Genomic DNA, 10,212 nt, shown 5'->3' on the forward strand with positions numbered 1-10,212 from the left:
CCCCCCCCCCCCCCCCCCCCCCCCCCCCCCCCCCCCCCCCCCCCCCCCCCCCCCCCCCCCCCCCCCCCCCCCCCCCCCCCCCCCCCCCCCCCCGGCCGTACCCCCACCCAGCCACATCCGAAAGGGAATCCACCATGACCGTCCTCGTCACCGGCAGCAGCGGCAAAGTCGGCTCGCACCTCGTGCGGCTCCTGCACGCCAGGGGCGTCGCCGTACGCGCCGGCTCGCGCAGCCCCGAGAAGCTGACGCTGCCCGAGGGCGTCGAGTCCGTGAAGCTGGCGCTCGACGCGCCCGCCGACTTCCCGGCCGCGCTCGCCGGGGTGACCTCGGTCTTCCTGTACTGCGAGGCCTCGGCCGTCGGTGAGTTCGTCGAGCGGGCCGAGGAGGCCGGCGTCGAGCACGTCGTCGTCATGTCCGCCGACGCGGTGCTGCGCCCCGACGCCGCCGTCAACCCGATCGCCGCACCTCACCTCGCGGTGGAGCAGGCGCTCGCCGCCTCCTCGATCACCTCGACCCCGCTGAACTGCGGCGCCCTCGCCAGCAACGCCATGCCGTGGGCCTGGCAGCTCAAGGCGCGCGGCACGGTGGGCCTGCCGTACCCGAACAGCTACGCCGACCCGGTCAACGAGCGTGACGTCGCCGAGGCCGCGCTCGCGGTGCTCACCGACCCGTCCCTGCGCGGCCGTTCGTACCACCTCACCGGCCCCGAGGCGCTCACCTTCGCCCAGCACATCGCGGCCATCGAGGCCGCCGCGGGCCGCAGCATCCCGGTCACCGAGGTCCCCCCGGCCGTGTGGCGGGCGAACAAGCCCGACTTCATGCCGGGCGACATCGCGGACGCGCTGCTCGACCTCTGGGCGGCCAGCTCCTCCCCGGTCCCGCTCACCGGCGACGTCGAGAAGCTGACCGGCCACCCCGCCCGGCCCTTCTCCGAGTGGGCCCAGGAGTACGCGGGCCCGTTCCGCGGCTGACGCCCGAACCGATTCCGCCTCCCCCACAGGCACTGGCAAGTCCCCCCCATGCAGGCACACGTACGACAGGTAGGACGAAGCATGTCGCTGGACCGCAGAAAGATGATCAGCCTGGGCGCCGGGTCCGCCGCCCTCGCGATGGCCGGCGGTGCCGTGGCGGCCGAGCCCGCCGCGGCCACGCCGCACCACGGCGTCCCGGACGACGCGGCGCTCGCCCGGTCCCTGCCCGGCGGCTTCCGCAGCCACCACGCGCACGTCAACGGTGTGCGGCTGCACTATGTGGCCGGCGGGTCGGGCTCGCCGCTGGTCCTGCTGCCCGGCTGGCCGCAGACCTGGTGGTCGTACCGCAAGGTCATGCCGGTGCTCGCCCGCCGCTTCCGGGTGATCGCGGTCGATCTGCGCGGCCAGGGCTCCTCGGAGAAGCCCCAGGGCGGCTACGACAAGAAGACCATGGCCCGGGACGTCCGCGAGCTGGTGCGCTCCCTCGGCTACGACCGGGTCAACATCGCGGGCCACGACATCGGGTCGAAGGTGGCGTTCAGTTTCGCCGCCAACCACGGTGACGCCACCCGCAAGGTGGCGATGCTGGACGCCCTGCACCCCGACGAGAGCTTCTACGAACTCCCGCTGATCCCGCGCCCCGGCGCCGGCTTCAACCTCTGGTGGTACGCCTTCAACCAGGTGCAGGGGCTCCCGGAGGAGCTGATCCGCGGCCGCTCCCGGCACCTCATCGACTGGTTCTTCGCCAACTCCCTCACCGACCAGTCCCTGGTCGGTGACTTCGACCGGAACGTGTACGCGCGGGTCTACGACACCCCCGACGGCATCCGGGCGGCCAACGGCTGGTACCGGGCTTTCGCCCAGGACATCGCCGACATCAAGACGTATCCCAAGATCACCGCGCCCCTGCTCGGCCTCGCCTCCGAGGTCAGCTACGCCCAGTTCCGGCAGACCCTGCCGACGCTGGCGACGGACGTACGCGTGGTGAAGCTCGACAAGACCGTGCACTACCTCCAGGAAGAGGCCCCGGACCGCGTCGCCCGGGCATTCACGGAGTTCTTCGCCTGACCCATGACCTGACATACGAGGAGCACGCACATGGCACAGGGAGCGATCATTGTCGGGGCCGGACCGGTCGGGCTGATGCTCGCCGGTGAACTCAAGCTCGGCGGCGTGGAGGTGGCCGTCTACGACCGGCTGCCCGCGCCGAGCGGCGAGTCCCGCGGCGTCGGCTTCACCCGCCGCGCCGCCGAGGTCTTCGACCAGCGCGGGCTGCTCGCCCGGTTCGGAGACGTCGAATGGGCCCAGGGCCACTTCGGCGGGGTGCGCATCGACTTCTCCAAGCTGGAGGACAACCACTTCAGCGTCCGGGGCGTCCCCCAGTTCCGTACCGAGGAGATCCTGGAGGCCTGGCTCGCCGAGCTCGGCGTGAAGGTCCACCGCAACCACGAGGTGACCGGCTTCCGGGAGACCGAGGACGGCGTCGTCGTCGCCTTCGAGGGCCCCGAGGGCCCGGGCGAGCAGGAGGCCCAGTACCTCATCGGCTGTGACGGTGCCCGGTCGATCGTCCGCAAGACCGCGGGGATCGACTTCCCCGGCTGGGACGCCACCCGGGGCATGTACATGGCCGACCTGGTCGGCGCCGGGGTGCGCCAGCGGCCCATCGGGGAGCAGGTGCCCGGCGGCATGGTGATGGCGTTCAACCTGGAGAACGGCGTCGACCGGATCGTCATCCACGACGAGAAGCTGCGCCCCCACGAGGACAAGAGCCAGCTCACCTTCGAGGTCGTCGCCGACGCCTGGCAGCGGATGACGGGGGAGTCCCTCCACCACGCCGAGGTCCGCTGGATCAGCGCCTTCACCGACACCACCCGCCAGGCCTCCGAGTACCGAAAGGGCCGCGTCTTCCTCGTCGGGGACGCCACCCACATCCATATGCCGGCCGGTGCGCAGGGCATGAGCGTCGGCGTCCAGGACGCGGTGAACCTGGGCTGGAAGCTGGCCGCGGCCATCAACGGCTGGGCGCCCGACGGCCTGCTCGACACCTTCCAGTCCGAGCGGCACCCGGTCGGCGAGAAGCTGATGCGCAACACCCGTGCGCAGACCCGCCTCTATCTGACCGGCGACGAGATGGAGCCGCTGCGCGCGGTGATGCGCGAGCTCGTCGAGTCCCCGGACGTGGCCCGCCATCTGGCCGGCCAGGTCAGCGGTCTGGACGTGCGGTACGACATGGGCGCGACCGGCCACCCCCTGCTGGGCTTCCGCCTCTCGCCGGACCGCGAGCTGAGGCTCGCCGACGGCGCCCGGACCCGGGTCGCCGAGCTGCTGCACTCCGCGCGCGGTGTACTGATCACCACCGGCGACTCGCGCGAGGCGGCCGAGCTCGCCGAGGGCTGGGCGGACCGCGTCGACGTGGTCACCGGCAGCTGGGTCCCCTCGGACAACCCGGCGGACGACGAACCCGAGGCCGTACTGCTGCGCCCCGACGGACATGTGGCCTGGGTCTCGCCCGACGGCGGCAAGCTCCGCGACGCGCTGGAGCGCTGGTTCGGCACGGCCGGCTGACCCGGGCCGGGCCGCCGGACCCCGAGCCCGGCGGCCCGCACGCCCTGTTCCTCACGCCCCGTCCCGTACGCCCCGTCCCGCGCGACGCACGAGCCGCGCTCAAGCCGGACGCAGTGTAATCGCCCCCGGCGGCGGCCACCCCCGCCGTCCACGCCCTTCCTCTCCCCCCACGAGAGGACAACTCCGCATGTCCTAGGAAGGTTTGTCATGACGCACGGCGCGACCAGGACGTTGCGTGAGGTGCCGACGAGGGACGGCCTGCTCAGTCCCGGGCTCTCGCGGCTGCCCTCGCTGACCGGACTGCGGTTCCCCGCCGCACTCCTGGTCTTCTTCAGCCATGTCGGACTGCCGATCCCCCTGCTGCGCCTGCTCAAGGACGACCAGGCGGCGAACGACCTCGCCAAGGTCACGGAGAACGCCGGCTCCCTGGGTGTCGCCTTCTTCTTCGTGCTCAGCGGCTTCGTACTGACCTGGTCCGCTCGGGAGAAGGACACCGCCCGGGCCTTCTGGCGCCGCCGGTTCGCCAAGATCTACCCCAATTACGCGATCACCTGGGGTCTGGCGATGCTGCTGTTCGCCTCGTCGTTCACCCCGACGCGGGTCGCGCTGGCCAACCTGTTCATGGTCCAGGTGTGGGTGCCGGACTTCCAGTACCTGTTCAGTGTGAACCCGCCGAGCTGGTCGCTGGGCTGTGAGTTCGTCTTCTACGCCTCCTTCCCGCTGCTGCACCGGCTGTTCCTGCGCATCCCGGCCCAGCGGCTGAAGTACTGGATCGGCGGCCTGGTCGCGGCGATCGTCCTCACCCCGCTGTTCACCTACAACGTGCTGCCCGACGCGGGCGCGGTGTCGCTCACGGGAGCACCCGCGGACGCCTCGGTGAAGCAGTACTGGTTCTCCTACTTCCTGCCGCCGGTCCGGCTCCTCGACTTCGCGCTCGGCATGCTGGTGGCGCACGCGGTGATGAGGGGGCGCTGGCGCAACATCGGCATCGTCTGGTCGAGCCTGCTGCTCGCCGGCGGATACTGGCTCTCCTCGCACGTGGACCTGCTGTACTCGCAGCGCTCCACCACGATCATCCCGATCATCCTGCTCATAGCGGCCGCCGCCATGGCGGACGTCGAGGGCAGGTTCACGGTCTTCCGCAACCGCACGATGGTGTGGCTCGGCGAAATATCGTTCGCCTTCTACCTCCTGCACTTCATCGTGCTCGCCTACGGCCGCAAACTCCTCGGCCACGACCTCTACTCGACGCCCGCGGCGATCGGTCTCATCGCGGCGTTGCTCGCCGTCAGCGTGCTCGCCTCCTGGGCGCTGTACGCACTTGTGGAGCGGCCGATCACCCGGCGCTGGTCCCGCTCCCGAAAGGCCCGGGCGGCCGCTGCCGCGGCCTGAACGCAATCGTCCGGTTTGTGGTCGCGCAGATCGCACGAATAGGCCCGAATCGAGCCACCCAGCTGCGGCCGGTAGGCCTCCCCCCACGGTCGGTACGCCCTCAACGGGCGTGCCGGCCGCTTCTGTTGGCGCCCATGTGGCCGAAAGGCGAGCGTGACCCGAGTTGATCTCAAGGGCCCTCCTTCACAGTAGCTACCGAACCCCCGACCGGCTGAACAGAATCAGAAGGAGCCAGCCATGCACGAGCCGCGTATGGAAAACCCGGCCGCTTTCAACCCCGAGGCCGCCCGGCTGATCCAGGAGCTCTACTTCGCCTCCCGCAAGGGCGGCGTCCCCGAGCTCATCCTGGGCCTGGTGCACCTGCGGGCCAGCCAGATCAACGGCGACAGCTTCTGTGTCTCCGGGGACGCCCAGCGCGCCCGGGAGGCGGGCCAGAGCGACGAGAAGCTCTTCGCCGTGGCGGCCTGGCGCGACGCGCCGTTCTTCACCGAGGCCGAGCGTGCCGCGCTGGCGCTCGCCGAGGCGGCCACCCGTATGGCCGACAAGTCCGACCCAGTCCCGGACGAGGTCTGGAACGAGGCGAACAAGCACTTCAACGCCGAGCAGATCTCGTCCCTCGTCCTCACCATCGGCGTGACGAACCTGTTCAGCCGCCTCAACGTCACCACCAAGCAGCTGGCAGGCAGCCGGGAGTGGGACAGGTAAGGGCCGGACAGCCCCACACGCGGGCGGGCGGACGGCCCGGTCACCCGGCACACGGGTGCCCGGGCCGTCCGCGGCAGCAGCAGGCGGGACCGGTCGGCCCGCAGAACGAACAGACCGAACCGACAGTCCAGTTGACGGACCAGAGACGACTCCCATGTCCCAGGAGGGTGTGCCATGACTCACGGCAACACGATCGGCGGCGGGCCGCCGGCCGCCGCCGCGCGCGAAGTGCCGCACCGCGAAGGCCTGTTGCGCCCCGACATCACGCGGCTGCCCTCGCTGACCGGGCTGCGGTTCCCCGCCGCGCTCCTGGTCTTCCTCAACCACACCGGTCTGCCGTTCCCGGGGCTGCGGCTGCTCAAGGACAACGGGACGACCAAGGACTGGTTCGAGCTCACCAAGAACGCGGGCTCCCTCGGCGTCACGTTCTTCTTCGTCCTCAGCGGGTTCGTGCTGACCTGGTCGGCGCGTGCCAAGGACACCTCACCCGCGTTCTGGCGCCGCCGGTTCGTGAAGATCTACCCGAACTACGTGATCACCTGGGTGCTGGCGCTGGTGCTGTTCGCCTCCGCCTACACCCCGACCCGCACCGCCGTGGCCAACCTCTTCATGGTCCAGGTGTGGGTGCCGAAGTTCGACGTCTTCTCCAGCGTCAACACGCCGAGTTGGTCGCTCGGCTGCGAGGCGGTCTTCTACGCCTGCTTCCCGCTGCTGCACAACCTGTTCCTGCGCATCCCGCTCGCGCGCCTGAAGTACTGGATCGGCGGCCTGACCGCCCTGGTGATAGCCACGCCGGCCATCACCTACGCCATCTTCCCCGACAAGCCGTACTTCCCCGGCGGTGAGCAGCTGGGCGCGCACGCCACCGTCACGCAGTACTGGTTCGCCTACTTCCTGCCGCCGGTGCGCATGGTGGACTTCGCGCTCGGCATGCTGGTGGCGATCGCGGTGATGAAGGGGCGCTGGTGGAACATCGGCATGATCTGGTCGACCGTGCTGCTCGTCGGCGGCTATGTGCTCGCCTCGCACGTGCCGTTCCTCTACTCGCAGCGCTCGACGACGATCATCCCGATCGTCTGCCTGATCGCGGCCGCCGCGACCGCGGACGTGAAGGGCGGGTTCAGCCTCTTCCGCAACCGCACGATGGTCTGGCTGGGCGAGATATCGTTCGCCTTCTACCTGATCCACTTCATCGTGCTCACCTACGGCCGCAAGTGGCTCGGCCACGACTTCTACTCGACCGCCCAGACGACCGGCCTGCTGGCCGCGATGTTCGCCATCAGTGTGCTGGCGGCCTGGGCGCTGTACGCACTGGTCGAGCGGCCGATCACCCGCGGCTGGTCCAAGCCCAGGCGCACCGGGGCCTCGGCGGGCAGCGCGGGTCCGCTCGCCGAGGTCAAGTGACCGGCGGGAAGGTCAGTCGATCCCCCGGATGATGTTCAGCTCGACGTCGTCCTCCTCCGCCCCGGCGAGCCGGAGCGGAGGAGCGACGGCGACGAGGTCACCCGGCCGAAGCTCGTGATCTTCCCGGTCTTCCCTCTTCTCGTACATCTGCTCCCCCTTCGCATGGATACGAGCACGGGCTTTTCGAGCATGGCCGTGCGATGGCGGCACGGCGAGCCGCCGGGTTGCACACGGCTCGGATCAGGCCGCGTACAGATCGAAGGTGGAGGTGCGGCGGGGGCCCGCGACGACGTCGAGCTGGGGGTCGACGGCGAGGATCGCCTGGTGCAGCCGCTGGAGCTGCGGCGAGGGCTCCACACCGAGGTCCTCGATGAGTCGGCCGCGCAGCCTGCGGTACACATCGAGCGCGGTGGCCTGCCGTCCGGAGCGGTAGAGCGCCACCATGGCCTGCGAGTGCAGCCCCTCGTGCTGCGGGTTGCGGGCGATCAGATCGGTGAGCTCGGCGGTGAGTTCGGCGTGCCGGCCGAGGCGTAAGTCGGCGTCGATCCGGCGCTCCTTGACCACCAGCCGGCTCTCCTCCAGGCGCATCACCTCGATGTCGAGGATCGGCCCGACCCGCACGTCGACCAGCGCGGGCCCCTCCCACAGGTCGAGCGCACGCCGGAAGCAGTCCGCCGCCCGCTCGTTGTGGCCCTCGTCGAACGCCAACTGGCCCTCCGCCGCCAGCTGTTCGTACGCGTGGACGTCGACCGCCTCGGACGGGATCTGGAGCAGATAGCCGCCGTACCGGGTGGCCAGAACATCCTTGGCCGAAACTTGTGCATCGGGGCCCATGGCACCGGCGAGCCGGCGACGCAGCTGGAGGATGTACGTCTGCAGGGTGGTCAGCGCGCTCTGCGGCAGCTCGGTGCCCCAGATCTCCTCCATCAGCGTCGGTACGGGGATGACGCGCCCCGGGTACAGGGCGAGCAGCGCGAGGATCTGACGGGGCTTGCCCGCCGTGGGGACGACGGAGACTCTGTTCACTTCGGCACTCAAAGGGCCCAGGACCTGAATTTTCACGGCTTCCTCTCGGATAAAAGGCGGGGGTGCGCCGGGACATCGTTATCTCCCCCCGGGGCCGGGCCGCCGGGGGAGCGTACGTACACGTACGGGTCAGCTCGCGCGGGCGACGAGCTGCTCGGTGACGGGAGCGCCGTCGGACACCGGCGAGCCGGGCCGGGCCGCGAGGATGGCCATCTGGAGCCGGCCGAGCGCGGCCGAGGGCTCCAGACCTGCCTGTGCGACGAGGGTCGCGCGCAGCCGCTGGTAGGCGCCGAGCGCCTCGCTGCGCCGTCCGGAGCGGTGCAGCGCCAGCATGAACTGGCCGTGCAGTGCCTCGTGCATGGGATATCGGCTGACCAGGACGGTCAGCTCGGAGAGCAGTTCGCGGTGGCGGCCGAGGCGCAGATCGGCCTCGATGCGCCCGTCGAGCGCGGCGAGCCGGGCCTCTTCCAGCCGCTCGGCCTCGGGGCGCAGCCGGCTGCCCTGGTGGACGCCGGTGAGCGCGGGCCCGGTCCACAGGGCGAGCGCCTCACGGAGCAGCCGGGCGGCCCCGGTGTGGTCGCCGGCGTCCATGGCCCGGTGGCCGGCCGTGGCGCGCCGCTCGAACTCGCGGAAGTCCACGGTCCCTTCGGCGTCCGCGGTGTCGCCGCCCTCGGTCTCCAGGCGGTAGCCGCCGGGCAGGGTGACGAGGACGTCCTTGGCGGTGCGCCGCTCGCCGTCCCGGCGGGCCAGCGCCTCGCCGATGAGCTCGCGGAGCTGCATCACATACGTCTGCACGGTGGTGCGGGCACTGCGCGGAGGGGCGTCGTCCCAGAGTTCTTCTGCCAGCGTCGCCAGCGGCACCACCTGATCGGAGTGCAGCGCGAGGAGTGCCAGCACCTGCCGCGGCTTCGGGGCAGTGGGCGCGATCGATAACCCGTTCTTCCGCACCGACAGTGCACCCAGCACTTCGATGTCCATGTTTCTCCCCAGAGTCGGGAAATACGGGGGGTAAGGGTATTCGGGTCGGAAGTGTCCGCTCGGCTGGCAGGCCCTCGGCGGCAACCCGCTTTGATCATGCGCTCGGACCCACCCGCCACGGCAACCCCGCCTGTGGCTGATTTGACGTACCTGTCAAAGTCCTGACCGCGTTGTCAAAATCCTGTAGCAGTTGCGAATTCTGCTCGGATTGAAGCCGCTCGACTCTGGGTAAAGAACGGCCGGATGTGGCGGATTTATCGGGCCGTGCGCCCTGCCCCCGCCTGGATCCCGCTCCCGCGTCGACCCAGCTCCCGTGGTGCTCCGGGACCCGGATCTTACGCCGCCCTTAGGTAAGCGCCCAGTACACGGACACCCCACCCGCCCGGATGTGGTGTGGGTCACACCTGACTCCCGTCACATTCACGGGCCACGTTTCGTCATAGGTGTGACGGAGGAAGCCGACCGGTGTGGATGTTCTGGCAGGGCCGGTCGGCGTCCGGCGTCGTAGTTCCCCCGTGTTTGTGTGCGAAGTGTTCGGCGTTTACGTGAGATCTTTTGAGGAGAGCAAATCATGACTGCTCGGGCGAAGCACCCTGCTTTTGTCGTTCCCGGTGCCATTGACGCTTTGGTGGCCCTCGGAAAGGCCAGCAAGGAAGTTCCCGGCGTCGATGTGAAGCTGCTTGAGCTGCTGCATCTGCGCGCGAGCCAGATCAACGGCGACGGCGCCAACGCGGACCGTCACCCGCGTCTGGCGAAGGCCGCGGGCGAGACCTCGGACGAGCGTCTGTTCGCCGTGGCCGCCTGGCGCAACACCCCGTACTTCACGGACGCCGAGCGCGCCGCCCTGGCGCTCGCCGAGGCCGTGACCCGCCTCTCGGACCGTGAGGACGCGGTCTCGGACGAGGTGTGGAACGACGCGGCCAAGCACTTCAACGAGCAGCAGCTCGCGGCGATCGTCCTCTCGGTCGCCACCGCGAACCTGTGGAACCGTCTGCACGTGGCCATCGGCCAGGTTGCCGACCCCAACAGCTGATCACCCCCGTACAGCTGCTGGTGCCGGCCGACACCCCCGACGGCCGGCAGGTCGGGCGGACGGCTCGACGGCGGGGGGGGGGGGGGGGGGAAGAGGGGGGGCGCGTGGACGGAGAGGCTTTTTTTGTGTGTGGGGGGT

General features: G+C 70.3%; 10 protein-coding genes. 7 read left to right on the forward strand and 3 right to left on the reverse strand.

The annotated features are described in order from the left end of the window. Nucleotides 1-134 precede the first annotated feature (134 nt). The 6 genes from ACZ499_RS28095 to ACZ499_RS28120 all read left to right on the forward strand — a co-directional run bounded on the left by ACZ499_RS28095 (nucleotide 135) and on the right by ACZ499_RS28120 (nucleotide 7,037). Complete coding sequence (locus tag ACZ499_RS28095; RefSeq protein WP_385548866.1) at nucleotides 135-971, forward strand: NAD(P)H-binding protein; 837 nt, start codon at nucleotides 135-137, stop codon at nucleotides 969-971. An 81-nt stretch (nucleotides 972-1,052) separates the two neighbouring features. Next, nucleotides 1,053-2,039 carry an alpha/beta fold hydrolase gene (locus ACZ499_RS28100; protein ID WP_468679027.1) on the forward strand — a complete coding sequence of 329 codons (987 nt, stop codon included), beginning with the start codon at nucleotides 1,053-1,055 and terminating at the stop codon, nucleotides 2,037-2,039. A gap of 30 nt (nucleotides 2,040-2,069) precedes the next feature. Then, nucleotides 2,070-3,536, forward strand: coding sequence for an FAD-dependent monooxygenase (locus tag ACZ499_RS28105; RefSeq protein ID WP_468679029.1), 1,467 nt, complete (start codon nucleotides 2,070-2,072; stop codon nucleotides 3,534-3,536). 207 nt (nucleotides 3,537-3,743) lie between these two features. Next, the gene (locus ACZ499_RS28110) at nucleotides 3,744-4,928 is read left to right on the forward strand and encodes an acyltransferase family protein (RefSeq protein WP_468679031.1); all 1,185 of its coding nucleotides are present in this window, start codon (nucleotides 3,744-3,746) and stop codon (nucleotides 4,926-4,928) included. A gap of 237 nt (nucleotides 4,929-5,165) precedes the next feature. Continuing rightward, nucleotides 5,166-5,633: a carboxymuconolactone decarboxylase family protein gene (locus ACZ499_RS28115; protein WP_468406319.1), complete on the forward strand. Its 468-nt coding sequence runs from the start codon at nucleotides 5,166-5,168 to the stop codon at nucleotides 5,631-5,633. 174 nt (nucleotides 5,634-5,807) lie between these two features. Further along, a complete protein-coding gene (locus ACZ499_RS28120) occupies nucleotides 5,808-7,037 on the forward strand; it encodes an acyltransferase family protein (protein WP_468679033.1) in 1,230 nt (409 codons plus the stop codon). A gap of 12 nt (nucleotides 7,038-7,049) precedes the next feature. Here the strand turns inward: ACZ499_RS28120 and ACZ499_RS28125 are convergent, their stop codons facing one another. From ACZ499_RS28125 to ACZ499_RS28135, 3 genes are all read right to left on the reverse strand, one after another. Then, entirely contained in the window at nucleotides 7,050-7,184 is a 135-nt protein-coding gene (locus ACZ499_RS28125; protein ID WP_406342525.1) for a hypothetical protein, read from the reverse strand. Nucleotides 7,185-7,277: 93 nt separating this feature from the next. Next, the gene (locus ACZ499_RS28130) at nucleotides 7,278-8,099 is read right to left on the reverse strand and encodes an AfsR/SARP family transcriptional regulator (protein WP_468679034.1); all 822 of its coding nucleotides are present in this window, start codon (nucleotides 8,097-8,099) and stop codon (nucleotides 7,278-7,280) included. 93 nt (nucleotides 8,100-8,192) lie between these two features. Beyond that, the gene (locus ACZ499_RS28135) at nucleotides 8,193-9,041 is read right to left on the reverse strand and encodes an AfsR/SARP family transcriptional regulator (protein WP_468679035.1); all 849 of its coding nucleotides are present in this window, start codon (nucleotides 9,039-9,041) and stop codon (nucleotides 8,193-8,195) included. A gap of 571 nt (nucleotides 9,042-9,612) precedes the next feature. Here ACZ499_RS28135 and ACZ499_RS28140 point away from each other — a divergent pair. Beyond that, nucleotides 9,613-10,074 carry a carboxymuconolactone decarboxylase family protein gene (locus tag ACZ499_RS28140; protein ID WP_190090118.1) on the forward strand — a complete coding sequence of 154 codons (462 nt, stop codon included), beginning with the start codon at nucleotides 9,613-9,615 and terminating at the stop codon, nucleotides 10,072-10,074. Nucleotides 10,075-10,212 lie beyond the last annotated feature (138 nt).

This window comes from Streptomyces sp. NPDC031265 (assembly GCF_055570295.1).